The following is a 22,700-nucleotide window of genomic DNA, read 5'->3' on the forward strand; positions in this document are numbered from 1 at the left end:
GGACTAACATGATTATTGGAGAAAACATTCATAAATCCTTTGGTGACCTCGAGGTGCTGAAAGGGGTAGACCTTCACGTCAAACCCCAGGAAGTTGTCGTACTTGTCGGAGTCAGTGGCTCTGGTAAAAGTACACTTCTCAGATGCTTCAACTTTCTTGAAATGATCAATGAAGGAAAAATTACCATCGATGGCCATACAGTCAACCCGAAAAAGGATAACTTAACGAAAATACGTGCCGAAGTCGGCATGGTGTTCCAGCATTTCAACCTCTTTCCTCATAAGACGGTATTGGAGAATGTCATAGAAGCACCGATCACCGTCAAAAAGATGAAGAAGGAAGAAGCCAAAAAGCTAGGGGCAGAATTGCTGGAAAAGGTGGGCCTGGAAGATAAAGCCGACGTTTATCCAAGTAAGCTTTCCGGGGGGCAAAAGCAGCGTGTCGCCATTGCGCGGTCGCTTGCGATGCAGCCGAAGGTCATGCTGTTTGATGAACCGACTTCAGCACTGGATCCAGAACTGGTTGGAGAAGTGCTGCAGGTTATGAAACAGTTGGCTGAAGAAGGAATGACCATGGTCGTTGTCACCCACGAGATGAAGTTCGCGAAAGAAGTGGCGGACCGCATCATCATGATTGATGAAGGAAAGATCATTGAATCTGCAGATCCAAAGAATTTCTTTGAAAACCCACAAAACGAACGGACAAAACAGTTTATTCAACTGGTTGAATAAACAAGCCGCCAGTGGGTTGAAAATACTAAGTGGATAAGAAGGAGTCGGTTCAAATGAACTGATTCCTTCTTTCTTTTAGTAATTGACGTTTGCTGACCGACAAAACGGTTAAGGTATAAGTAATGAGAGAACTTGAGGAGGCAGAAGGGATGAGAATCGAAGATATCATGACGACAGACGTCGAAACGTGTATGCCCGAATCAACGCTCCAAGAAGTTGCCTCGAAAATGAGGGAAATAAATGTAGGTTCAATTCCTATCTGCGAAGATGACCGTTTGGTTGGAATAGTTACAGACAGGGACATTGTCATCCGGGGCCTAGCGGAGCAGATTCCCAATGATACTGCCATCGGAGAAATCTTGTCAGCGGAAGTCATTACCGGAACAGTGAGCCTGACCGTTGAGGAAGCAGCTGAATTGATGGCCAAACATAAGATCCGCCGACTCCCCATTGTTTCAAATGAACGCATAATCGGCATTGTTTCTTTAGGCGATTTGGCGACAAGAGACAGCTCAGAAAATCATAATGTGGAAAATACCATTATTGAAATCTCAGAGCTGGATTAGCAACAGGCCGTAAAAAAAGCCCTTCTACAAAGAAAGGGCTTTTTTGTATGGTATTTACTCTGGCTTTTCAATAATGGAGGCAGAAATCATCGGCATGTCTTCATCGGCACTGCCTTCAAAGATCCCATCGGCTGTAATACTGTCTCCTACCTCTACCGGCGTTTCCGCCATATTCCGAATGTAAATGCGGTTTTCTCCGTTTACAATGATAAACGATGGAAAAGCGATGTCGTCTGCCAGTTCCTCAACAGTACCTTGCACAGAAACTCCTGAGCCTTCTTCAATAGTTCCGGAAGCCAACTCCTCAAAACTCACGAATTCCGCATTTTCTGCTTGTTCAGGAGCGGTCGGATCCAACTCTCCCTCAGGGGCGGTTACTTCTGTCTGGCTTTCCTCAGTTACGTCCGGTGCTTCTTCTCCGCAGGCAGCCAACAAAAAAATCAGACTCAGTGGAATCAGAAATTTGTACATACAATCACGCTCCTCCAAATTAAATGCTGTTATATAAGTTGAACTACTGAATATTCATAAGCGATATTCCACAAACCAGCTGCGCTTGCCGCGGGCGAGCGCCAAGCCTCCTCAGTCGCTCTGCTCCATGCGGGGTCTCGGCTGTCTCGCTATCCCGCAGGCGTCTCCGCTGTTTTGCTCCAGATCGGGAGATATCTTAGCGACGGCGCGGCTAGGAGCTAGGCGAAGCCATGAGACGAGTGGTCTTCTCGGCTTATTGCAAGAGCCATGCCCAAAGTGGCCGGAGTGATTTTCAAAATACTGCTTCTTTACTTCAACTTATATAGTTGGATATACCCTTTTCAAAAGCTTGCTAACATTGAGTAGAATTTGAAAAAAAACCGTCCAGGTAGTATAGTGAAAATCAAATCCATTCTAAAAAGGAGATTTATATGGGCAGAGCTACCAGAAAAATAGAGATTCTTCATGCAGCATCAAAAATTGTCAGTGAGCGGGGCATTTTTAATTTAACCTTAGAAGCAACTGCGATTGAAGCAGGAGTCAGCAAAGGCGGTCTGCTTTACCATTTTCCTTCCAAGGAAGCTTTGGTCAAAGGGATGGTAGATCACTTAGCTGAAAATTACCGGGATAAAATTGCCGCCTCGGTAGCTGAATCATCAAAAGAAAAAGGGAAATGGATCAAGTCCTACGCGGATGTAACATTCAATAATCCGTATCCGAATAAAGAGATGCATGCAGGTCTATTAGCAGCTAAAGCAGTGAATTCTGATTTGTTGGATCCCATCCGGAACCTTTACAACGAATGGCAAACTGAAATTGAACAGGACGGCATTGACCCGGTGAAAGCTACTATCATCCGTTTAGCGACAGATGGAATTTGGTTGTCCGAACTTTTCGATATTCACCATTTGAGCGAAGAAAGAAAAGAAGAAGTTTATTCGAAATTAAAGAGTTGGATAGATGAATAAGGGGAAATCACGTCATTTTAAAAATGATGTGATTTTTTTTTAGGTTTTTTCACAGTGCAGTAAAGCCTAGAGAGATATAGGATAAATCAGTAACCTACCGAGGCTGCATCAAATTTATACGGAAAATCACCTTGAAACATTACCGTCTGGATGGTACAGTTTAAAACGTGAGAAAAAACAATTAATAATTATATGCAATTAAAAACATACTTGAATGAGTACATATGCCTAAAAATTAACAGGAGAGATAATATGACACGAAAAGTTTTATTAACAGCAGCAGTAACAGGAGCTGGGGATACTGCAGCGAAAAATCAATACGTACCTGTGACGCCAAAAGAAATAGCAGCATCGGCAATAGAATCGGCAAAAGCTGGAGCTACAGTAGCTCACGTCCATGCGCGCAATCCTCAAACGGGAGGCATTAGCCACAGTCTTGATCACTACCGTGAAATCATTGAACGCATTCGTGAATCTGAAACGGATGTGATCATAAACATTACCTCGGGAGGAGGGGGAGATTTCATTCCAAATCTTTCAAATCCTTCAATGGGTGGAGAAGGCACAGATATGCAAACGCCTAAAGAACGGCACGAACCAGTTGGCAGCCTGCTTCCTGAAATGTGCACATTGGATTGCGGCAGTGTGAATTTTGGAGATATGGTTTACATGAGCCCAACTGATTGGCTGCGTGAACAAGCCAGGCTCATACAGGCAAGTGGTGTAAAACCAGAGTTGGAATGCTTTGATACCGGCCATCTTCGGTTTGCCAAGCAATTGATAGCAGAAGGCTTGATCGATGGCAATCCGATGTTCCAATTTTGCCTTGGCATCCCATGGGGCGCAGAAGCTGATGAAGAAACCATGTTATATATGAAGAACCGTCTTCCCGACAATGCGCAGTGGTCAGCCTTTGGCATCGGCCGTATGCAAATGCCGATTTTGGAAATGGCTGCACAGAATGGCGGAAACGTCCGCGTGGGGCTTGAAGATAATCTTTATTTAGGAAAAGGGATTTTTGCACGCAATGAACAGCTTGTCGAACAAGCGGTGTCAAAATTGCATGCAGCGAATATAGAAGTGATGACGCCCGAAGAAGCGCGCATCCACTTTAAACTAAATAATCCTTACGGAGGCAATAATGATGGAAAATAAAATGCATCAAGTAAATAAGATCGCCGTTGTCGGAACAGGCGTAATCGGAAACGGTTGGATAGCCCGGTTTCTGGCACAGGGTTTTGACGTAATCGCATTTGATCCCGCTGAAGGTGCGCAGCAACGGACACAAAAAGCCATCGAACAGGCATGGCCATCCTTGGTGAAAATCGGTTTGGCACAGGGAGCGGATCAAAACCGCCTGACATTTATGCCGACCATCGAAGAGGCGGTCTGCGACGCGGATTTGATTCAAGAAAATGTCCCTGAACGGGAAGAGTTGAAAAAATCTGTCCTGGCCAGCATTGATGCATACGCTAAACCGGAAGCTATTATTGGATCGAGTACGTCAGGCATTATGCCGAGTACCCTGCAGGATGGATTAAAGCATCCGGAACGCTTGATCGTAGCACATCCTTTTAACCCGGTATATATTTTGCCGCTGGTCGAACTGGTTGCCGGTACACAGACCGATGCGGCCATCATGGATCGTGCCAAGAGCTTTTACGCAAGTATAGAAATGAAGCCTTTGGTCATCCAGAAGGAAATCGAAGGCCATTTGGCTGACCGGTTGATGGAAGCCTTGTGGCGCGAAGCTTTGCATCTAGTAAATGATGGAGTTGCAACGACTGAGGAAGTGGATGCGGCCATTATTTACGGAGCAGGCCTTCGCTGGGCTCAAATGGGTCCGTTCTTGACCTTCCATCTTGCTGGTGGTGAAAAAGGGATGCGCCATATGCTTGAACAATTCGGTCCTACGCTGAAATTGCCATGGACCAAGCTGGAAGCGCCTGAACTGACAGACGAATTGAAAGAAAAAGTAATTACCGGTTGCGAAACCCATGCAGGTGATACAACAATTGCTCAAATGGAAGATAAGCGCAATGCCTTTTTGGTAGAACTGTTGGGCTTGGTGGAATCCTATTGGCCGGAAACTACTGCAACAGAGAAAATGGTTGTCAAAAAATAAAGCGTTGAAAGGAGGTTGGCAGTATGGTTCAATCATCTTTTATACATGAAGAAAAGGTTCGAAGCGAATGGGTTGATTATAACGGCCACATGAATGATGCGGCTTATGCAAAAGTATTCAGCCAGGCAGCGGATAGTTTTATCGATTTTCTGGGTTTAAATGAAACTGCCCGCTCTCGGTACAACTACACGATATTTACGCTCGAGACGCATTTATGCTACTTGAAAGAAGTGCATGAACATGAAGAACTGACCATTGAATTCAGATTGCTGGATAGCGATGCAAAAAGACTGCATACCTTCCTGACAATGACAAACTCAGCCGGTGAACTGGCTGCAACAAGTGAACAGATGTGGATGGGCATAGATACAGTAAAAGGTAAAGCAGCGCCGTTTCCGCAAGTTATAGGTGAAGCAATAGAGGCGCTTAGAACATTGCATAAAGAGCTGCCAATACCAAAACAGGCAGGTAGAAAAATCGGTTTCTGACGATAATCTACAGCAATAAATTGAGGAGTAGGTCAATGAAAAAGATAGAAGTAAATAACTTAACCAAAATTTTCGGTTCTCATCCACAACAAGGGCTGAAGAGACTTATGAACGGGGAACAAAAAGAAAACATCTTGGCGGAGACCGGAATGACAGTAGGAGTCAACCAAGCTTCCTTTTCAGTAGAAGCGGGTGAATTTTTTGTCATCATGGGGCTGTCAGGAAGCGGGAAATCAACATTGATCCGATTAGTGAACAGGTTAATCGAGCCGACTTCAGGTGAAGTGCTGATCGATGGACAAAACATTGTCGAGATGGGAAAAAACGAATTGATTGAAACGAGACGGAAAAAGTTGGGGATGGTATTCCAGCAGTTTGGTTTGTTTCCGCACCGAACCGTTCTGCAGAATGTTGCCTACGGACTTGAAATTCAAGGAGTCAAAAAAGAAGAGCGCAACAAGCGTGCCCAAAAATCCATTGAAGACGTTGGCTTGCACGGTTATGAAAACAGTTATCCTAAAGAGTTGAGCGGAGGAATGCAACAGCGCGTTGGGCTTGCACGTGCTCTTGCCAACGATTCGGATATCCTTCTTATGGATGAGGCATTCAGTGCACTCGATCCATTGATTCGTAAAGAAATGCAGGATGAACTGCTGAACCTGCAAAACAAATTAGGGAAAACAATCCTGTTTATCACGCATGACCTGGATGAAGCGCTGAAACTGGGGGATCGCATCGCCATAATGAAAAATGGTGAGATTGTTCAAGTGGGTACAGCCGATGAAATTCTGGAAAATCCGGCGAATGAATACGTTTCGAACTTTGTCAAAGATGTAGACCGTTCGAAAGTGCTGATGGCCTCTCATGTTATGAAGAAGCCAGCTGTTCATATGGCAGAGAAAAGCGGTGCGTTAGCAGCAGTGCGGAAAATGGAAGACGCGGGAGCTTCAAGCATATTCGTTGTCGACAAAGATAATAATTTCAAAGGGTTGCTGACAATTGATAATGCTATTAACGCATATAAATCAGATTTGCCAATCGAAACCGTATTGATTGAAGATATTCATGAAATTTCTCCAGAAACCCCTTTAAATGACCTCTTTGGTGTAGCTGTCGAAGCGAAATATCCACTGGCAGTAGTTGAAAACGGAAAATTACTTGGAATCGTATCACGGGTTTCCATTCTTTCCGGTTTAGTCTTAGGTAAAAAAGAGGTGACTACGCCGTGAATTATTTTACACTTCCTTTGGAAGAGTGGACGAACCGCTTTGTAGACGATTGGCTCCTGCCAGTGACAGGAGAGTTCTTTGATAGCGTCAGTGATGGCCTTCGAACCTTTGTAGACGGAGTAACAGATCTATTGATTGCAGCTCCGCCGGAATTGCTTGTACTGATTCTGATCATTATTTCCTGGAAATTTTCAGGGAAAGGGCTGGCGCTGTTTGCGCTGTTAGGCAGCCTTTATCTGGGATCTGTCGATTTGTGGGAAGCGGCGATGCAGACGGTGGCAATTGTTATCGTTTCCACACTGATTTCTATAATTATCGGTATCCCGCTTGGCGTATTGGCGGCTACCAATAAAACCATGGCAAGCATTGTCCGGCCAATTTTGGATTTTATGCAGACACTGCCGAGTTTCGTCTATTTGATACCAGCCATTCTTTTATTCGGCCTTGGAAATGTTCCGGCTGTCATTGCTACTTTTGTATTTGCAACACCGCCGGCTGTCCGTATGACGACACTCGGGATTCAACAAGTGCCTGCGGACGTTGTGGAAGCATCGAAAGCTTTTGGTTCAACCAAATGGCAACTGCTGTATAAAGTGCAATTGCCCTTGGCATTGCCTTCCATTATGGCGGGGATTAATCAGACGATGATGCTCGCGTTGTCGATGGCGGTCATTGCGTCAATGATTGGAGCGCCAGGTTTGGGCTCAGTGGTATTAGAAGGAATTTCTACTGTAAATGTAGGTCTTGGGCTGACAGGCGGTTTGGGAATCGTCGTGCTGGCAATCATAATGGATCGCATCACCCAAGGGCTGGCCCGGAAAAATAAAAAATAAAAATAAAAGGGGAAATGAAAAATGAAAAAGATTTTATTCTTAGCGATGATTGCATTGATGGTAGCCGTTTTGGCTGCTTGTGGTTCTAATACTGAAGAAACAGAAGAGGGCACTGCTGGTGCTGAGCAACAAATTATCACCTTTGGTGTAACACCTTGGACGAGTACTGTACCGCCGACAAAAATTGCCGGTTTAATTTTGCAGGACATGGGTTATGAAGTAGTGGAAACCAATGCAGATGCTGGAAGTGTTTATACTGGCTTGTCCCGTGGAGACCTCGATGTGTTCATGGATGCTTGGGTGCCGATGCACCAAAACTACCTGGATAAATACGAAGGGGATGTTGAAAGTACTTCTGTAAGCTATCCGGAAGCAGAAACTGGCTGGACGGTTCCGACTTATATGGAAGACATCAATTCTCTTGAAGACCTGGAAGGGCGCGAAGCCGAATTCAATAATGAATTTTATGGCATTGAAGCTGGAGCAGGCGCTACAATAGAAAGTGACGAGATCATCGAGGCTTACGGATTTGACATGGCGCAAGTGAGTTCTTCAGAAGGCGGCATGCTTGCTCAAGCCCAGAAAATGATGGCTAAGGAAGAACCGGTTATTTTTTACGGCTGGAGACCTCACACGATGTTCAATAAGTTTGATTTGAAAGTATTGACTAATGAACAAGGATTCTTTGAAACTTCTTCTGTTGAAGTGATTACAAACGCTGAATTGAAAGACAATGCGCCAAAAGCTTATGAATTTTTGAGCAACTGGAACATTTCACTTGATGAAGTAGAAGAAATGATTGTTAAGATCGAAGAAGGTGGAGATCCTGAGGAAGTTGCACAGGAATGGATTGACAACAATCAGGATAAAGTTGATGAAATGACTGGCGAGTAAGCAATATCGGGTGCATTTTCTATTGTTCAAACAATAGGAAATGCACTTTTTCTTTTCTTTTTTCTTTCCTGGGTGTATGGTTTGGAAAAGAGAAGGGGTGAAGGGATGGAATTGATTGAAACTCCCAATTTATTGGGTGAGAAAAACAAGCATATCCAAAAAGCATTAAGTTTTGGGAAAACCAACGTCGTCAATATGCAATTGCAGAGCGGAGAAAAAATTGCAGAGCACGATTCGATGGCCGATGTCATCATTATCGTACGGAGCGGAAAAGTTTCATTTATTGTGGAAGGACAGACGGTGGAAGCTGCACCCGACAATATTTTACATATGAACCCGAAAGAAAAACATAGTCTCACCGCAATCGAACCAAGCGATTTACTTGTACTGCAAATTACTCCATGAAAAAAGCTCACGCTGACGATGCGTGAGCTTTTTTCATGGAGTAATATTTAATTGCTACACGGGCGCTTGCGCTTTTCTTTTTTGTCCAGCTCCAGCTGCCAGATTCTAGGGTCATAAGCCACTCTGGCTATGCGGCTGAAAAAACGCCGCTACGCCAGAGCGTCTTATGCCCGTCGAATCTACATGGCAGCTTGCGCTTTTCTTTTTACCATTCAAAGTTTTCTGGGTACTCTGCCTGCACGGCAATTTCGTGAATCGACTTCTTATGGGGAGTCGCAGCGGCGAGTACTTGGTTCCGAAAGGATGCATAGTCCTGGTCTTGCACAGCGAGTTTCATGGCGATAGTGGATAGGCTTTGTTCTCGCTGCTGCTTGGTCATACCGATGTATTTCAAATTTAAAAGGTCCACGTATTGGATTGCGTAATCATTCACTGAAACCGGCTGGTTAAAGGCTTTCACAATCTGTTCGAATTCTTCCTTAGGAATATGTCCCTGAAGGCAGTCGACAACCAACGATTGGAAGCGGAAAATGATCGGCAAGTGAACATCCCAAAGGGAAGATGGGTTGTTTTCCTGATAGAATTTCACGAAATTCTTCAGGGCAATGGCCGCGTAAATCAATTCCGGCCATAGCACTTCAGTGGAAAAGTAGATGTTTTTATCAGGAGCGATAAACTTGTGCTGCTTCATTGTGTGTTCGTGCAGTCCATTAAACACAAAATCCACGTTACGGTCTCCTTGGGAAGCATGACGAATTTCATAGGCAATGCCAAGGATGCGCATCCGTGATCCTTCGTAGCCATAATACTGGTCTTCCTTGCCAATCACCCGGTAGATGGCCTGGTTCAGTTCGTCCAGATCGAAATAATCACCGCTTATTTTAACACCTGTATGGTTTGGCGTGCTTTTCATGGTCAGCATGCAATGTCCTCCTCAGCGTTTTGGTGTGTAACCGAGCTGGTTAAATAGCTCGTTGCATTCTGTATCGGTCAAATTTCGCCACTCACCTACAGGCAGATCTCCCAACAGGATGTTCATGATACGGATCCGCCGCAAACTTCGAACCTCGTAGCCGAGTGCCGAGCACATGCGGCGGATCTGGCGGTTTAAACCCTGCCGTAGGGTTAGCTTGAAAGTATAAGTGGACAGCTTGTCCACTTTTGCCGGAAGTGTTTTCGTATCAAGGATTTCCACACCTTCCTCCATTTTCGCCAGAAAGGATTCGGTGATCGGCATGTCGACTTTGACGATATATTCCTTTTCGTGTTCATTTTCCGCACGCAAAATTTCATTGACGATATCGCCGTCATTGGTCAGGAGGATAAGGCCTTCTGAATCTTTGTCCAGACGGCCCACGTGAAAGATGCGCTCGGGATGATTGACGAAATCGACGACATTCCCTTCAATATGCCGTTCGGTTGTACTGGTGATGCCAACCGGCTTGTTTAATGCCAAATAGACATATTGCTGCTTAGGTTGTTCAATGAGCTTGCCGTCCACCCGGACGCTATCTCCGGTTTCAACCTTGCTGCCGAGTTCGGCCGGCTGACTATTGATGGTCACGCGTCCCGCCTCGATAAACTTATCGGCTCCGCGCCGGGAAGTGATTCCTGTCTCGCTTAAAAACTTATTGATTCGCATAGTAAATTCCTTTCGGTTCTTTATTTCCTGGTCTTGCTCTTATTATACATGAACTAACCAGGCGAATAAAAATTTCGGTGTTTCACAGTTGCAATTTTTAGATTAGTTTGACAATATAGAAAGGAAGCTGTTATTGATGCGCCGGTGGATGTATAGAATAATGTAAGCGTGTACATAATGGCAAAACGAGAAAAAGGGAGAGATGAGAATGGTCTATGCAATGCCAAACACAGAAGGTTCAAAAATTACGTTTAAAGACAAGTATGAGAACTTTATAAACGGAGAGTGGAAAGCACCGGTCAAAGGGCAATATTTTGACAATGTCTCACCGGTTACCGGCAAGAAGTTTACGGAAATTGCCCGTTCCACATCTGAAGATGTTGAATTGGCTCTTGATGCAGCCCACGCGGCAAAAGACGCCTGGGGCAAAGCGTCAGTCACTGAACGAGCCAACGCGCTTCTGAAAATTGCAGACCGCATGGAACAGAACCTGGAAATGTTGGCAGTTGCTGAAACATGGGATAACGGTAAGGCTGTCCGTGAGACATTGAATGCCGATCTGCCTTTGGCAATCGACCATTTCCGTTATTTCGCCGGAGCGATTCGCGCACAGGAAGGTTCATTGAGTCAGATTGACAATGATACGGTAGCATATCATTTCCATGAACCGCTTGGTGTTGTCGGGCAGATCATTCCATGGAACTTCCCAATATTAATGGCTGTCTGGAAACTGGCTCCGGCTCTTGCTGCCGGCAACTGTGTCGTGTTGAAACCTGCTGAGCAGACACCGGCGAGCATCCTGGTGCTGGCTGAACTGATCGGGGATATCCTACCTCCTGGAGTCTTGAATATCGTCAACGGTTTTGGGCTTGAAGCAGGTAAGCCGCTTGCTTCCAATCCGCGGATCAACAAAGTGGCGTTTACAGGTGAAACGACTACTGGGCGTATGATCATGCAATATGCTGCCCAAAATCTGATTCCGGTAACATTGGAACTGGGTGGGAAATCACCGAATATCTTCTTTAAAGATGTAATGGACCAGGATGATGCTTTTCTTGATAAAGCAATTGAAGGATTTGTCATGTTTGCCTTGAACCAAGGAGAAGTCTGTACATGCCCATCCCGCGTGCTGATTCAGGAAGACATCTATGACGAGTTCATTGAACGCGCATTAAAGCGGGTTGAAGCGATCAAAACAGGAAATCCGCTTGATCCGGAAACAATGATGGGAGCACAGGCTTCCACAGAACAGCTGGAGAAGATTCTATCTTATTTGGATATCGGCAAGCAGGAAGGCGCCACAGTTCTTGCGGGCGGCGACCGCAATAATTTGGACGGTGAGCTGTCAGAAGGCTTTTATGTCCAGCCGACAGTCTTTAAAGGCCATAACAAGATGCGGATTTTCCAGGAGGAGATTTTTGGGCCGGTCGTTTCTGTAACGACTTTTAAAACGAAAGAAGAAGCGCTTGAAATTGCAAATGATACTTTATATGGACTTGGCGCAGGGATTTGGACACGTGACACCAACACAGCTTACCGTTTCGGGCGTGGCATCCAGGCAGGCCGTGTATGGACAAACTGTTACCACCAATACCCGGCTCACGCAGCATTCGGCGGATACAAAATGTCCGGCTTTGGCCGCGAAAATCATTTGATGATGCTCAACCATTACCAGCAGACGAAAAACATGCTGGTCAGCTACAGCGAAGACAAGCAAGGGTTCTTTTGATCCCGGGGAATATCCGGGCCGGATGTTGAAGATCACTAGAAAGTAGGGATAGCAATGGTCGAACGTGTAATTGCGACAGATGCTGCTATTGAATTGATCGAATTGCTGAAGGAAAAGCACGGACCGGTTATGTTTCATCAATCAGGAGGCTGCTGTGATGGCAGTGCGCCGATGTGTTATCCGGAAGGTGATTTATTCATTGGGGATCAAGATATCCTGATGGGAGTCATCGGGGACAGCAAATTCTATATGCACAAAAACCAATTTGACTACTGGAGCCATACGCAGTTAATCATTGATGTTGTCCCAGGGCGCGGCGGAATGTTTTCTTTGGAGGGAGTGGAAGGCAAACGATTCCTGACAAGGTCGAGACCATTCACTCAAGAAGAAACGAAAGAATTGCAGCAACAGATTTGAAAGAAGACCGGATGCAGATGCATCCGGTCTTTTATTGTGAGTTGATGACAGGGAGGGGCTGTAGAAACCTCTATGTATCAAGGGTTTATGGTAGAATTCATGCTGGGGAAATGGTATAATTTCAACATGAAAGGTGGTCATAAAGTTGACGAAATTAGTGAACCGAGTTTCCCACGAACAAGCCAATCACGCGATTTCCTGCGCTTCACATTCTCTTGTTACGGAAGGGTTTGATGTGACAAATGAGGATGAGAATTTCGTTCGGTCGGTATTGACTGGTGAACGGACGGAAGCACAATTCCATCAGGCCATCAAAAGGAAGTTCGATGTCTAAGTATCAGCACACCTCGATGTATTGCTACCCCAGAACCGATGTATTGATGAATCTGTTCGATGTGCAGAATGAAGAAAAACTGAAGAAACTCGAGAAGGTTTACTCTTTGCTCCGTCTCTCGGAACTGCAGATACATAAACCGGCAGATCCCCTGGATGTTCAAGCATTTCTGGCCATTCATCAATATCTGCTTCAGGATGTCTATCCGTTTGCTGGAGAACTGAGGAAAGAAATGATTTCCAAAGGTTCTTCTTCTTTTGCTCACCCGAAACATATTGAGGTGCATCTGCTGAAAATTTTTGGTGAATTGAAAGCAGAGAATTACCTAAAGAGATTGCCGCGAAATCAGCTGATTTCACGGCTTGCTTATTTTTTGTCGGAATTGAATGCTTTACATCCTTTTCGGGAAGGCAATGGGCGCAGTATCCGGGAATTCGCACGACAGCTTTTAGTGAACGCCGGTTACCGGCTGGACTGGGAAAAAGTGCGGGAGCCTGCAGAGATTATCAACGCTTTTGTTGACTCGTTCAATAAGGACAACAATCGTCTGGAAAGGCTGTTGGATGAAATCATCACTCCATGAAAATGCCAGCTGCTCGGAGAGCGCTGGCATTTTCTGTTTTTTTACGATATAGAATGCTTCTGAAGCCAGTCGATTCCGAATTTAACCAGAGGTTCCATTTCCACGAGGCGGGTTTGGGCTTGCCCTAGCAGGCCCTCAGAAATGCCGCCCGGAAAGGCTTTGGCGATTTCCGGAAAACGATCCGAATCCATTTCCACACAATCATATATTTGCCATACTCGCTGTCCGTCCTTCAAAATTGCTGCTCCCTGCGGGAAAGTAGAGCGGTTTTCCTGAACAAACTCAGCATAGTGGAGAGCCGTGCACGAATCAAAGCCGACACCAATAAACAAGATTTTCACGTTAGCTTGCAGCATTTTTGCGAGCGGCGATTTTTTTCCGAAAGAATCATCTATAGGCTGTTCACTCATCCAGTCGGCTGCCTGGTTCCCCCATGCGATAAAGGAATGCGAAGGGTGGGGGCTTCGGATGGCCGCGGGATGGCGATGGAAGCATTCTGCGATTTTGCCCATCCCACGCAATCCGCTTAAGTGGGGATCGAAGGCAGGGAGCTGTTCACGGATCGGCTGGTGCCAATTTTCGGGAACCGGTGGCTCCATCCAATAAAAAGGGTCTGAGTTGTCCACAGACTGGGCGGGCATGACTAAGGTGCCGGTTTCAGTAATGGTTTCCATTAAAGCTTCTACGACCGCTTGAGCGCCTCCAGCGATCCATCCCATGGACTTCAGGGAAGAATGGACCATTACCGCGTCTCCTGAAGCAATGCCAAGCTGCCAAAGTTGGCGCTTTAAGGTCGCTTTTGATTGGAATTGGGGTGTGTTTAAAATATTCAATAACTCTGACATAAAGTATCCCTCCAATTTCATTATATTATAAAGGAAAGCCTGCTGTTTTGGGAAACCCCTGCTGACAGGGCAATAGAGAAAGGGATGATGGCAATGGAAGCAAGACCGATGAAAGAATCAAGAACAATCCAGACAAAGTTGGTGCTCCCACCGGACACCAATCACATGGATTCCATATTCGGCGGCAAGGTATTGGCCTATATCGATGAAATTGCAGGAATCACGGCAATGAAGCATGCACGCCGCCAAGTAGTGGTGACGGCATCAATCGATTCGGTGGATTTCCTGTCTTCTGCACGTGTCGGAGATGTGTTGGAACTGGAAGCGAATGTCACTTCAACCGGACGGACTTCCATGGAAGTTTATGTTCGGGTAAAATCGAAGAACCTGCAAACAGGCGAAGAAAAGCTGACGACGGAATCATTTCTGACGATGGTCGCGATGGGAGACGATGGAAAGCCGACTCCTGTACCGCCTGTTTTGGCAGAATCCGAAGGCGAAAAGCGGTTTTTTGAAACAGCACCTGCCAGACGTGAACACCGGAAAATGAGAGTGAAGACACCAAGATAATAGCAAAAGGTGCATGGAATAACATCCATGCACCTTTTTTTATTGGAAAGTATTATATGACCGATTCATCTCCCGAATTCACGTTTTTCATAGAATTGCCCGTTTCACTGCTGATGATTGATAGGCTACCGTCCGTCTCCAAGACAACTGCTTTTACTTTGTCGGTGGAACCAAAGCCAGTGTTGCGGATGGCCTGTAGGATTTCGCTTTCCTTGATCCGTTCCTTTTTCATGGCGCTTCTCACAAATTGTCCGTCCAGAAACAGCAGGCGGGGTTCTGATTTGATAATGTCATTGAACCAATCGGAATGGACAGAAAGAAGAGTGATAAAATACTGTAAAAATATCAATAGAGCAAATGCGGTCAATCCTTCAAGCAAGGTGATATTATTGTCCAGTAAAACCGTAGCTAGTGTCGAACCTAAAGCCACGGTTACAACTAGGTCAAAGGCGTTCAATTTGGTTAATGTCCGTTTGCCTGAAATACGCAGGAAAATGACTAATCCCACGTACGCAAGAAATCCGACAGTCACGATTCTTATAAAACTATCAAAAGTAATTTCAAACATTTTAGTCCTCCTTTTATTCAAAGATTTTAATGAAGTTATCCACATGTTGATAACTTTTGTTTATGCAAGAATATCAATAAAATCCAAACATCTTATCCACATAGCACACAAAAATGGCGTATTTACTGTGCATAAAGGGGAGAGATGTAGAGAGTTTTACCTGTGAACCGATGGTTGGTGTGTTTATCCTGCTGTTCTTTATGATTCCCTCTAGAGTTATCAACAAACATGAATCAAGCAAAAATGACAGTGGAAAGGATTGGCGTTTTCCATAAAGGGAATAGTATTAGATAACTTATGTTCAACGGGGAGCGATCAACATGGAATCTTTCCAGAAACTGATCCGTTATGCCGGCTTGCTGGTGTTTGTTGTAGGAGTGTTGCTGTCTATTTTGACCCTCATCAATTTTATCTTCAATTTGACCAATACGCTATGGCTTCAGATTTACTTTATTCGACTGTATTTATTTTTTGTGGTATCAGGAATTCTGATTTATATTCTCATTACCTTCCGAAGAAAAGAAAAAGAAAAAAAGGAGTAGCCGCGGCTACTCCTTTTTGCTGCTTCAAAGGCCTTAAGGGAAGAACAAATCCCCCTTCGGACTGAGTGAAGTTTATTTTTTGGCTAACAATTCTTCGAAATAAGTGCCAAACTCTTTTGAACGCTTCAAAATCGTACTTGAAGAAACACCGAATTTTTCGCTTAAGTCTTTTGCAGCAAGCATCGGACCTTTGATCAGTTCGTGATCCTGCAGGAATCTCCAATATCCGGCAACAAGAGCTTCCGGTTTTTGGACAGTTGGCTGCTGGCTGACAAGGTAGCTGTTTAGGATGCTGGTGATGTTGCTGATTGTCTCTTCATCAAAATCAGCCTGCTCGATATGCTTATCGAGTTCTGCCATAACTGAATCATGTTCTGGAGAGAGCTGGATACTTTCTTCTACACTTCCAGTCGAATACTTGACGATTTGTTCAACAACCGCTAAGTAATTGTCGCGCAGGTAGCTTTCGTCCTGTGAAGCATTTTCAGCAGCAATTTGTGCTTTCAGCTGCTCAAAGAACGGTTTGAACTCACCGACAACCGTCAAATAGCCGTTAAGGAACAAGACACCTTTTTCTCCAACACGGGAATCTGGAAGAAGGATTGCCAGCAAGCCTTGTCCATTTTCCATATCTGTTGGCGGCTGATCGGCCATTTGGAGCGTTTCACCCGTAAAGATATCTGTGAACTGAGCCGTTTCTGTATTGCCTTCGATGTATTGTCCAAGGAATACTTTTACGTCTTTCCAGTTTTCAAGCACTTCTTTAGTTGAAGGGCGTTGAGCAATCTCGATTTGTTTAGCTAAAAAGTCTTCCCATAGTTCCGGTTTTTTCATGAACAGGAAATTCTCGATAACGAATGCCTGCGCATCGTTTTCAGCCATTGACTGCATTAAGCGCGGCTGCCACTCCTGTTGAAGTTCACGGAAATCCTCAAGTTGCTCCTGATTCGGGTTTTCCGAGAAGAACTGTTGGCGTACTTTGAACAGTTCTTCATTCACCAAATCATTGATGGACACAGTTTGCTGTTTCCCGTGACATTTCTTGTATTTTTTGCCGCTGCCGCATGGGCATGGATCATTTCTTCCTACCATTCCAATCACCTACATTTTTTATTGAGTGTAACATAAAATTGCACTACGCTCAAAAGTCTGACGATTCAGACGCCGATGGAGCCTATAGAAAAGAGTTGCGTAGGCTGGTAAGGCACTTGGGAAAACAGGTTGCCGATCTTTTCAGCCCGCACGATCATCTAGAAAAATGAGCAACTGAACAGCAAAACCATCGAAAGTAGGCACAAAGCAGAAGGCGTATTATAATAAAATGAAATGAGCAAGGAGCAGGAGGGGACAATGTGTTTGAAGATCCGGTAAAAGAATCGATTTCCTGGATGCGGGTCATCTTTTTGACAGTGCTTATTGTCCTGATGTCCCGGCATTTCCTGTTTGAACCCGTAGCCGTTCATGGCGAATCCATGATGCCTACGTTCGAAGACGATGACAAAGTCATGCTGGTGAAGATTTATGCGATAGAAAATTTTGATATGATCGTATTCACAGCACCAACTGGAGTGAATTTCATCAAGCGGGTGATTGGGGTTCCGGGTGACCGCATTTCCATGGAAGATGATCAATTATATGTGAATGGCAAGGCCGAAGCTGAGCCTTATTTGGATAAGAACCGCGAAATAGCAGAGCAGCAGGACCTTGCCCGGCTGACTGAGGATTTTCAGGAATTTACTGTACCTGCTGAATCCTATTATGTATTGGGGGATAACCGTTTAAACAGCATGGATTCCAGAGTTTTAGGTTTTATTTCCCAAGACTCCATCGTAGGTGAAGTGAAAATCAGGCTTTCTCCTCTAGATCATGTTGGGATTGTGGAATAAAGAAAAACAGTTAACTACTCGGAAACGCAAAAAGACAGCTACCCTAAAGTTGGGCAGCTGTCTTTTTGCGATTTAAAATAAGTTTAGTTTATCGATCCGGTCTATTGCTTCGATGATACGGGTTTCATCAACCAATAATCCGACACGGACAAACCCTTCTCCGCCATCGCCAAATCCACTGCCGGCAGCAACGGAAATATCTGCTTTCTCCAGAAGAAAGTCAGCAAATTCTACACTTGAAAATCCTTTAGGAACTGGCAGCCAGGAAAAGAACGAACCCTGCGGTGCGTCAATTTCCCAGCCAATGCGTGAGCATTCTGCAACGAGGACATTTCGGCGGTTCTCATAAAGGTCCACCAGCTCATCCACGCAATGCTGATCAGCATTCAGTGCTTCGGCTGCAGCCAGTTGGACCGCGGGGAATAAGCCGGCGAACAAATGGTCCTGGATCAAGTTCAGCGCTTCAATCATTTTGGAGTTGCCAACAGCAAATCCGATGCGCCAGCCAGCCATATTATAGGTTTTCGATAAGGTATACATCTCGATGCCGACTTCTTTGGCTCCTTCGGATTGTAGGAAACTTACCGGTTTTTTTCCTTCGTATCCGACAGCACCATAAGCGAAATCATGAACAACAGCAATGCCGTTGTCTTTTGCAAAAGCGACAGTCTCATCAAAAAACTCTTTACTCGCCACGGCACCTGTCGGATTGTTCGGGTAGTTGAGGTACATGAGCTTAGCCTGTGATCGGACGGACTCCGGCAGCTCACTGTAATTCGGCAAATAGCCATTTACCGGATCCAGACGCATCAGCTCATAGCCGATGTCGGCAAGCGGGGCGCCGGACAGGTAATCAGGGTAGCCAGGGTCCGGCAGCAGCAAGAGGTCCTGAGGATTCAGCAATGCCAGTGGCAATTCGACAAGGCCGATTTTTGTTCCTGCCAAGATGGCCACTTCAAGATCGGGATCGATATCGACGCCGTATTCGCGTTTGTAGAAATCCACTGCAGCCTGGCGCAGTTCAGCAATGCCGCGAAAAGGCGAATACTTATGGGTTTTGGGATCGGCCGCAGCCGTTTGCAGCGCTTTGATGATGTGGCCAGGCGTCGGCTGATCGGGATTGCCTTGGCCAAGGTTGATGACATCGCGCCCTTCAGCGATGGCTTTACTCGTTTTGGCAACGAGTGAAGCAAAAAATTGTGGGGGCAGGTTTTGCAGGCGATTTGAAAATTCCATGAGATTCTCCTTGTTTTCGAAATAATTGCACATCTAACCCAAATCTTATAGAGTTTAAGTTAACTTGTCTACTGGAGGAGAAAATATGAAAATTGCATGCGTACAGATGGATATCGCTTTTGGAGAACCGGAACTGAATTATCAGCGGGTCATGGACTATTTAAGGGAAGCAGCCGAAGGTGGAGCGGAAACCATCGTTCTGCCTGAAATGTGGAATACGGGATATGCATTGACAGAGCTCGGCACATTGGCAGACAATACAAACCGGACTGTGGAGTTGCTGAAGAGTTTTGCAAAAGAACATAAGGTCAATATTGTCGGTGGCTCTGTTTCAACGGAAAAAAATGGTGGTTTCTATAACACGATGTATGTCGTCGATAAAAGCGGCAAGCTCGTTTCAGAATACGATAAAGCACACCGCTTCGGCTTAATGGATGAGCACATCCACCTTGAAGAAGGCGAATCCCTTGGTACATTCGAGTTGGAAAGTACCGTCTACGGCGGAGTCATTTGCTATGATATCCGTTTTCCTGAGTGGATTCGTGCCCAGGCGCTGAACGGCGCAAAACTTATTTTTGTGTCAGCGGAATGGCCGGAAGCCCGGATTGATCATTGGCGCATCCTGCTGCAGGCGCGTGCCATCGAGAACCAATGCTTTATCGTTGCGGTGAACCGCATCGGCAGCGATCCGAACAATGAATTTGGCGGCAGCACGATGGTAATTGCCCCCTGGGGAGAAGTTCGTCTGGATATGAAGAAAGAAGAAGGTGTCGGGTATGTGGAAATCGATTTAGCTGAAGTGGAAGAAGTCCGGAAACGGATACCGGTTTTTGACGACCGCCGTGAGAAGTTGTACGAAAAGTTCGAAAAGTCGATTGACACTCCGTAATAATGCCTGTAACATAAAATTCAATCAAATAATATGAACTTATCAAGAGAGACCGAGGGTTAGGCCCTATGACGTCCGGCAACCCCCGACTGGGAAGGTGCCAAGTCCTGCGGAACGGAAAAACGTTTCGGAAGATAAGTCGAGAACTTAAAATTTTCGATGTCTCTTTCTTGATGAAAGAGGCATCTTTTTATTGCCGGGAGGACGCTATGATACAGATTGAGAAATTGACAAAGACTTACACAACTAAGCATGGCACAGTCACCGGAGTGGACAATGTTTCACTGGAAGTAGGAAAAGGCGAGATTTTCGGGATTGTCGGCTATTCCGGTGCCGGCAAAAGTTCCCTGATCCGATGCATCAATTTGCTCGAACGGCCGACCTCGGGCAGCGTTACAGTGGACGGCAAAGATTTGACCCAACTCAATGGGGATCAGCTGAGAAAAGCGCGCTTGAAAATCGGTATGATCTTCCAGCATTTTTACCTGATCAGCCAAAAGACGGTTTATGACAATATCGCTTTTGCGCTTCGGGCAGCAGGAACTCCTGCAAAAAGCATCAAAACCCGTGTGGAAGAGCTGTTGGAAATGGTCGGTTTATCCGACAAGCGGGATGTTTATCCAGCCCAGTTGAGCGGCGGCCAAAAGCAGCGCGTCGGCATCGCACGAGCACTTGCCAACAATCCGGCCGTGCTGTTGTGCGATGAAGCAACATCCGCACTCGATCCCAATACGACGTTATCCATTTTGCGTTTATTGAAAGACATCAACCGTAAATTGAATATCACCATTGTCCTCATAACGCATGAAATGAATGTCGTCAAGGAAATCTGTGACCGGATGGCCGTCATGCAAGGCGGACGCGTTATCGAAGAAGGCCAGGTTTATGATATTTTTGCTGATCCCCAAAAGGAATTGACCAAGGAATTCATTTCCAGTGTCGTATCATTCAATGTACCAGAGCATATCCTGAGCGAATTTACGGGTACGCTGGTGAAAGTGCTGTTCAAAGGCGATGTAGCAGGAGAAGGAGTGATTTCCGATATGCTGCAGAATTATCCGGTAAAAGGAAACTTTTTGCACGGAGCAATCGAGTATATTCAGGAACAACCTCTTGGCATTTTCATCATGGAACTGAAAGGAACTTCAACCGCTGTTATGGACGCATTAAAGTATATGGAAAGCAGATCAGCAATTGTGGAGGTGATTCCGAATGGGCATTGAATGGGGACGAATTATTGAATTGTGGCCGGAAATACAGACTGCCTTTTTTCAGACATTGACGATGATCGGCATTTCATTGGGTGTGGCGCTGATTGTTGGCCTGCCATTGGGAATCTTGTTATTCATTACAGACCGCGGCTTGTTTCTTGAAAATCAGCCGGTCAATGCTGTGGTTGGTTTTATTGTCAACATCGTGCGTTCCATTCCATTTATTATTCTATTGGTGGCACTCATCCCATTGACGAAATTCATTACAGGAACGACAATCGGCCCGATCGCGGCAAGTGTTTCTTTATCTGTTGCAGCGATTCCCTTTTTCGCACGGATTGTGGAAAACTCACTCCGTGAAATCGATAAAGGCGTTATCGAAGCCGCGATTGCAGTAGGGGCGACACCGTGGATGATCATTAAAGATGTTCTGCTTCCTGAAGCGAAAGCGAGCATTATCCAGGGTGTTACATTGACCATCATCAGCCTAGTCGCCTATTCAGCCATGGCTGGCGTTGTGGGAGGCGGAGGCATTGGAGATTTAGCCATCCGCTTCGGTTATTACAGGTACGATAACACCATCATGGTCGTCACAGTCGTCATTTTGATTGTGCTGGTCCAATTGATTCAACAGGCAGGAGATTATACAGCGAAAGCCATCGATAAACGATAAGGGGAGAATAACATGAAAAAATTAGGATTGGTATTGGCAGCGAGCGCATTGGTATTGGCAGCATGCGGCGGCGGAGAAGAAAGCGACTCTGCAGGAACGACAGAAGAAGCTTCGAAGGACATTAAATTAGGGGCAACCGCAGGACCATACAGCGATATGCTGAGCAAGGCAATCGTGCCTAGTCTGGAAGAAAAAGGATATACGGTGGAACTGGTGGAATTCAGCGATTACATTCAGCCGAACGTAGCGCTTGATGGCGGCGATATCGATGCCAACCTGTTCCAGCACACGATTTACCTGGAAAACTTCGAACAGGAGAACGGCATGGACCTGTCTGCACTGATTACTGTGCCGACAGCGCCTATGGGCATCTATTCAAATCAATTCGATTCATTGGAAGCTGTTGAGGATGGAGCGACTATCGCGATTCCAAACGATCCGGTAAATGGCGCACGCGCTTTGCTGATGCTGCAGGATCAAGGCTTGGTTGAGCTGGATCCTGAAGCGGAAGTTCTTCAAGCTTCGGAGAGAGATGTCGTCACAAATACAAAAAACCTGGAGTTTCAGCCAATCGAAGCAGGCCAGTTGCCGCGTGCGGTTGATGGCTCTGATTTAGCGGCTGTACCCGGAAACTTTGCAATAGCTGCGGACATGGATCTTCTTGACGCATTGGCACTTGAGAATATGCCGGACCAATACCGCAATGTTGTAGCGGTCAATGCTGAAAATGAAGAAAGTGAATTGGCGCAGGACTTAGTGGAAATTGTAGAATCGGAAGAGTTTGAAGCAGTAATCGATGCGGAATTTGAAGGTTTCGGTAAGCCTGAGTGGATGGCCGAATAATACTTCCCATACAGAAAGCCGC

Annotated in this window: 28 protein-coding genes and 1 riboswitch; of the genes, 21 read left to right on the forward strand and 7 right to left on the reverse strand. The window is 45.6% G+C overall.

What is annotated here, in order from left to right:
- Window positions 1-8: 8 nt before the first annotated feature.
- Together J7I83_RS04800 and J7I83_RS04805 are read left to right on the forward strand one after the other, a co-directional pair.
- Entirely contained in the window at window positions 9-731 is a 723-nt protein-coding gene (locus J7I83_RS04800; protein ID WP_215099545.1) for an amino acid ABC transporter ATP-binding protein, read from the forward strand.
- Between the two features lie 149 nt (window positions 732-880).
- Window positions 881-1,297 carry a CBS domain-containing protein gene (locus J7I83_RS04805; protein ID WP_215099546.1) on the forward strand — a complete coding sequence of 139 codons (417 nt, stop codon included), beginning with the start codon at window positions 881-883 and terminating at the stop codon, window positions 1,295-1,297.
- 54 nt (window positions 1,298-1,351) lie between these two features.
- On the opposite strand, the gene J7I83_RS04810 is transcribed toward J7I83_RS04805, so the two are convergent.
- Window positions 1,352-1,768 (reverse strand): hypothetical protein, encoded by a 417-nt coding sequence (locus J7I83_RS04810; protein ID WP_215099547.1) that lies wholly within the window; start codon window positions 1,766-1,768, stop codon window positions 1,352-1,354.
- 431 nt (window positions 1,769-2,199) lie between these two features.
- On the opposite strand from J7I83_RS04810, the gene J7I83_RS04815 reads away from it, so the two are divergent.
- From J7I83_RS04815 to J7I83_RS04850, 8 genes are all read left to right on the forward strand, one after another.
- On the forward strand, window positions 2,200-2,736 hold the full coding sequence (locus J7I83_RS04815) for a TetR/AcrR family transcriptional regulator (protein WP_215099548.1): 537 nt from the start codon (window positions 2,200-2,202) through the stop codon (window positions 2,734-2,736).
- A gap of 252 nt (window positions 2,737-2,988) precedes the next feature.
- Window positions 2,989-3,891: a beta-keto acid cleavage family enzyme gene (locus J7I83_RS04820; RefSeq protein ID WP_215099549.1), complete on the forward strand. Its 903-nt coding sequence runs from the start codon at window positions 2,989-2,991 to the stop codon at window positions 3,889-3,891.
- Window positions 3,881-4,861 carry a 3-hydroxyacyl-CoA dehydrogenase NAD-binding domain-containing protein gene (locus J7I83_RS04825; protein ID WP_215099550.1) on the forward strand — a complete coding sequence of 327 codons (981 nt, stop codon included), beginning with the start codon at window positions 3,881-3,883 and terminating at the stop codon, window positions 4,859-4,861. Before J7I83_RS04820 ends, J7I83_RS04825 begins: the two co-directional genes overlap by 11 nt.
- A 23-nt stretch (window positions 4,862-4,884) precedes the next feature.
- Window positions 4,885-5,349 (forward strand): thioesterase family protein, encoded by a 465-nt coding sequence (locus J7I83_RS04830; protein WP_215099551.1) that lies wholly within the window; start codon window positions 4,885-4,887, stop codon window positions 5,347-5,349.
- Between the two features lie 35 nt (window positions 5,350-5,384).
- Complete coding sequence (locus J7I83_RS04835) at window positions 5,385-6,578, forward strand: quaternary amine ABC transporter ATP-binding protein (protein WP_215099552.1); 1,194 nt, start codon at window positions 5,385-5,387, stop codon at window positions 6,576-6,578.
- On the forward strand, window positions 6,575-7,411 hold the full coding sequence (locus J7I83_RS04840) for an ABC transporter permease (RefSeq protein ID WP_215099553.1): 837 nt from the start codon (window positions 6,575-6,577) through the stop codon (window positions 7,409-7,411). The genes J7I83_RS04835 and J7I83_RS04840 overlap by 4 nt, the downstream gene beginning before the upstream one ends.
- Before the next feature lie 21 nt (window positions 7,412-7,432).
- Entirely contained in the window at window positions 7,433-8,305 is an 873-nt protein-coding gene (locus tag J7I83_RS04845) for a glycine betaine ABC transporter substrate-binding protein (RefSeq protein ID WP_215099554.1), read from the forward strand.
- A 105-nt stretch (window positions 8,306-8,410) separates the two neighbouring features.
- Window positions 8,411-8,710 carry an AraC family ligand binding domain-containing protein gene (locus J7I83_RS04850; protein WP_215099555.1) on the forward strand — a complete coding sequence of 100 codons (300 nt, stop codon included), beginning with the start codon at window positions 8,411-8,413 and terminating at the stop codon, window positions 8,708-8,710.
- Between the two features lie 205 nt (window positions 8,711-8,915).
- Here J7I83_RS04850 and J7I83_RS04855 read toward each other — a convergent pair whose 3' ends face one another.
- Both J7I83_RS04855 and J7I83_RS04860 read right to left on the reverse strand, forming a co-directional pair.
- Window positions 8,916-9,632 carry a DUF6904 family protein gene (locus tag J7I83_RS04855; protein WP_215099556.1) on the reverse strand — a complete coding sequence of 239 codons (717 nt, stop codon included), beginning with the start codon at window positions 9,630-9,632 and terminating at the stop codon, window positions 8,916-8,918.
- Between the two features lie 12 nt (window positions 9,633-9,644).
- Window positions 9,645-10,352, reverse strand: a complete 708-nt coding sequence (locus J7I83_RS04860; RefSeq protein WP_215099557.1) for a pseudouridine synthase — start codon at window positions 10,350-10,352, stop codon at window positions 9,645-9,647.
- A 208-nt stretch (window positions 10,353-10,560) separates the two neighbouring features.
- Between J7I83_RS04860 and adh the strand changes: the two genes are divergently transcribed.
- From adh to J7I83_RS04880, 4 genes are all read left to right on the forward strand, one after another.
- Window positions 10,561-12,081 carry an aldehyde dehydrogenase gene (gene adh, locus J7I83_RS04865; protein WP_215099558.1) on the forward strand — a complete coding sequence of 507 codons (1,521 nt, stop codon included), beginning with the start codon at window positions 10,561-10,563 and terminating at the stop codon, window positions 12,079-12,081.
- 54 nt (window positions 12,082-12,135) lie between these two features.
- Entirely contained in the window at window positions 12,136-12,498 is a 363-nt protein-coding gene (locus J7I83_RS04870) for a DUF779 domain-containing protein (RefSeq protein WP_215099559.1), read from the forward strand.
- A 145-nt stretch (window positions 12,499-12,643) separates the two neighbouring features.
- Window positions 12,644-12,832, forward strand: a complete 189-nt coding sequence (locus J7I83_RS04875; protein WP_142826824.1) for a hypothetical protein — start codon at window positions 12,644-12,646, stop codon at window positions 12,830-12,832.
- Window positions 12,825-13,415 (forward strand): Fic/DOC family protein, encoded by a 591-nt coding sequence (locus J7I83_RS04880; protein WP_215099560.1) that lies wholly within the window; start codon window positions 12,825-12,827, stop codon window positions 13,413-13,415. The genes J7I83_RS04875 and J7I83_RS04880 overlap by 8 nt, the downstream gene beginning before the upstream one ends.
- Before the next feature lie 41 nt (window positions 13,416-13,456).
- Here J7I83_RS04880 and J7I83_RS04885 read toward each other — a convergent pair whose 3' ends face one another.
- Window positions 13,457-14,260 carry an AAC(3) family N-acetyltransferase gene (locus tag J7I83_RS04885; RefSeq protein ID WP_215099561.1) on the reverse strand — a complete coding sequence of 268 codons (804 nt, stop codon included), beginning with the start codon at window positions 14,258-14,260 and terminating at the stop codon, window positions 13,457-13,459.
- 93 nt (window positions 14,261-14,353) lie between these two features.
- Here J7I83_RS04885 and J7I83_RS04890 point away from each other — a divergent pair, with 93 nt between their 5' ends.
- Complete coding sequence (locus tag J7I83_RS04890; protein ID WP_215099562.1) at window positions 14,354-14,830, forward strand: acyl-CoA thioesterase; 477 nt, start codon at window positions 14,354-14,356, stop codon at window positions 14,828-14,830.
- A 52-nt stretch (window positions 14,831-14,882) separates the two neighbouring features.
- On the opposite strand, the gene J7I83_RS04895 is transcribed toward J7I83_RS04890, so the two are convergent.
- Entirely contained in the window at window positions 14,883-15,398 is a 516-nt protein-coding gene (locus tag J7I83_RS04895; RefSeq protein ID WP_215099563.1) for a DUF421 domain-containing protein, read from the reverse strand.
- Between the two features lie 320 nt (window positions 15,399-15,718).
- On the opposite strand from J7I83_RS04895, the gene J7I83_RS04900 reads away from it, so the two are divergent.
- On the forward strand, window positions 15,719-15,940 hold the full coding sequence (locus J7I83_RS04900; protein ID WP_215099564.1) for a hypothetical protein: 222 nt from the start codon (window positions 15,719-15,721) through the stop codon (window positions 15,938-15,940).
- Between the two features lie 72 nt (window positions 15,941-16,012).
- Here the strand turns inward: J7I83_RS04900 and J7I83_RS04905 are convergent, their stop codons facing one another.
- Complete coding sequence (locus J7I83_RS04905; protein ID WP_215099565.1) at window positions 16,013-17,032, reverse strand: SEC-C metal-binding domain-containing protein; 1,020 nt, start codon at window positions 17,030-17,032, stop codon at window positions 16,013-16,015.
- Between the two features lie 260 nt (window positions 17,033-17,292).
- Between J7I83_RS04905 and lepB the strand changes: the two genes are divergently transcribed.
- Window positions 17,293-17,826 (forward strand): signal peptidase I, encoded by a 534-nt coding sequence (lepB, locus tag J7I83_RS04910; protein ID WP_215099566.1) that lies wholly within the window; start codon window positions 17,293-17,295, stop codon window positions 17,824-17,826.
- Window positions 17,827-17,898: 72 nt separating this feature from the next.
- Here the strand turns inward: lepB and J7I83_RS04915 are convergent, their stop codons facing one another.
- Window positions 17,899-19,062, reverse strand: coding sequence for a pyridoxal phosphate-dependent aminotransferase (locus tag J7I83_RS04915; protein ID WP_215099567.1), 1,164 nt, complete (start codon window positions 19,060-19,062; stop codon window positions 17,899-17,901).
- 85 nt (window positions 19,063-19,147) lie between these two features.
- Here J7I83_RS04915 and J7I83_RS04920 point away from each other — a divergent pair, with 85 nt between their 5' ends.
- The 4 genes from J7I83_RS04920 (at window position 19,148) to J7I83_RS04935 (ending at window position 22,678) form a co-directional block, all read left to right on the forward strand.
- Window positions 19,148-19,951: a carbon-nitrogen family hydrolase gene (locus tag J7I83_RS04920; RefSeq protein ID WP_215099569.1), complete on the forward strand. Its 804-nt coding sequence runs from the start codon at window positions 19,148-19,150 to the stop codon at window positions 19,949-19,951.
- Between the two features lie 36 nt (window positions 19,952-19,987).
- A riboswitch (SAM riboswitch) is annotated at window positions 19,988-20,092 on the forward strand.
- A 68-nt stretch (window positions 20,093-20,160) separates the two neighbouring features.
- Complete coding sequence (locus J7I83_RS04925; RefSeq protein WP_215099570.1) at window positions 20,161-21,174, forward strand: methionine ABC transporter ATP-binding protein; 1,014 nt, start codon at window positions 20,161-20,163, stop codon at window positions 21,172-21,174.
- Window positions 21,164-21,835, forward strand: coding sequence for a methionine ABC transporter permease (locus J7I83_RS04930; RefSeq protein ID WP_215099571.1), 672 nt, complete (start codon window positions 21,164-21,166; stop codon window positions 21,833-21,835). The genes J7I83_RS04925 and J7I83_RS04930 overlap by 11 nt, the downstream gene beginning before the upstream one ends.
- 12 nt (window positions 21,836-21,847) lie before the next feature.
- Window positions 21,848-22,678, forward strand: coding sequence for a MetQ/NlpA family ABC transporter substrate-binding protein (locus tag J7I83_RS04935; RefSeq protein WP_215099572.1), 831 nt, complete (start codon window positions 21,848-21,850; stop codon window positions 22,676-22,678).
- Window positions 22,679-22,700 lie beyond the last annotated feature (22 nt).

Source organism: Planococcus sp. ISL-110, assembly GCF_018613575.1.
Lineage (GTDB): Bacteria > Bacillota > Bacilli > Bacillales_A > Planococcaceae > Planococcus.

Coding starts and splice junctions, on each gene's coding strand:
- J7I83_RS04845 (WP_215099554.1), top strand. CDS start 7,433: ATGAAAAAGATTTTATTCTTAGCGATGATTGCATTGATGGTAGCCGTT.
- J7I83_RS04825 (WP_215099550.1), top strand. CDS start 3,881: ATGGAAAATAAAATGCATCAAGTAAATAAGATCGCCGTTGTCGGAACA.
- J7I83_RS04935 (WP_215099572.1), top strand. CDS start 21,848: ATGAAAAAATTAGGATTGGTATTGGCAGCGAGCGCATTGGTATTGGCA.
- J7I83_RS04925 (WP_215099570.1), top strand. CDS start 20,161: ATGATACAGATTGAGAAATTGACAAAGACTTACACAACTAAGCATGGC.
- J7I83_RS04885 (WP_215099561.1), bottom strand. CDS start 14,260: ATGTCAGAGTTATTGAATATTTTAAACACACCCCAATTCCAATCAAAA.
- J7I83_RS04850 (WP_215099555.1), top strand. CDS start 8,411: ATGGAATTGATTGAAACTCCCAATTTATTGGGTGAGAAAAACAAGCAT.
- J7I83_RS04920 (WP_215099569.1), top strand. CDS start 19,148: ATGAAAATTGCATGCGTACAGATGGATATCGCTTTTGGAGAACCGGAA.
- J7I83_RS04870 (WP_215099559.1), top strand. CDS start 12,136: ATGGTCGAACGTGTAATTGCGACAGATGCTGCTATTGAATTGATCGAA.
- J7I83_RS04800 (WP_215099545.1), top strand. CDS start 9: ATGATTATTGGAGAAAACATTCATAAATCCTTTGGTGACCTCGAGGTG.
- J7I83_RS04805 (WP_215099546.1), top strand. CDS start 881: ATGAGAATCGAAGATATCATGACGACAGACGTCGAAACGTGTATGCCC.
- J7I83_RS04855 (WP_215099556.1), bottom strand. CDS start 9,632: ATGCTGACCATGAAAAGCACGCCAAACCATACAGGTGTTAAAATAAGC.
- adh (WP_215099558.1), top strand. CDS start 10,561: ATGGTCTATGCAATGCCAAACACAGAAGGTTCAAAAATTACGTTTAAA.
- J7I83_RS04830 (WP_215099551.1), top strand. CDS start 4,885: ATGGTTCAATCATCTTTTATACATGAAGAAAAGGTTCGAAGCGAATGG.
- J7I83_RS04835 (WP_215099552.1), top strand. CDS start 5,385: ATGAAAAAGATAGAAGTAAATAACTTAACCAAAATTTTCGGTTCTCAT.
- J7I83_RS04900 (WP_215099564.1), top strand. CDS start 15,719: ATGGAATCTTTCCAGAAACTGATCCGTTATGCCGGCTTGCTGGTGTTT.
- J7I83_RS04880 (WP_215099560.1), top strand. CDS start 12,825: ATGTCTAAGTATCAGCACACCTCGATGTATTGCTACCCCAGAACCGAT.
- J7I83_RS04930 (WP_215099571.1), top strand. CDS start 21,164: ATGGGCATTGAATGGGGACGAATTATTGAATTGTGGCCGGAAATACAG.
- J7I83_RS04915 (WP_215099567.1), bottom strand. CDS start 19,062: ATGGAATTTTCAAATCGCCTGCAAAACCTGCCCCCACAATTTTTTGCT.
- J7I83_RS04815 (WP_215099548.1), top strand. CDS start 2,200: ATGGGCAGAGCTACCAGAAAAATAGAGATTCTTCATGCAGCATCAAAA.
- J7I83_RS04905 (WP_215099565.1), bottom strand. CDS start 17,032: ATGGTAGGAAGAAATGATCCATGCCCATGCGGCAGCGGCAAAAAATAC.
- J7I83_RS04810 (WP_215099547.1), bottom strand. CDS start 1,768: ATGTACAAATTTCTGATTCCACTGAGTCTGATTTTTTTGTTGGCTGCC.
- J7I83_RS04890 (WP_215099562.1), top strand. CDS start 14,354: ATGGAAGCAAGACCGATGAAAGAATCAAGAACAATCCAGACAAAGTTG.
- J7I83_RS04895 (WP_215099563.1), bottom strand. CDS start 15,398: ATGTTTGAAATTACTTTTGATAGTTTTATAAGAATCGTGACTGTCGGA.
- J7I83_RS04820 (WP_215099549.1), top strand. CDS start 2,989: ATGACACGAAAAGTTTTATTAACAGCAGCAGTAACAGGAGCTGGGGAT.
- J7I83_RS04860 (WP_215099557.1), bottom strand. CDS start 10,352: ATGCGAATCAATAAGTTTTTAAGCGAGACAGGAATCACTTCCCGGCGC.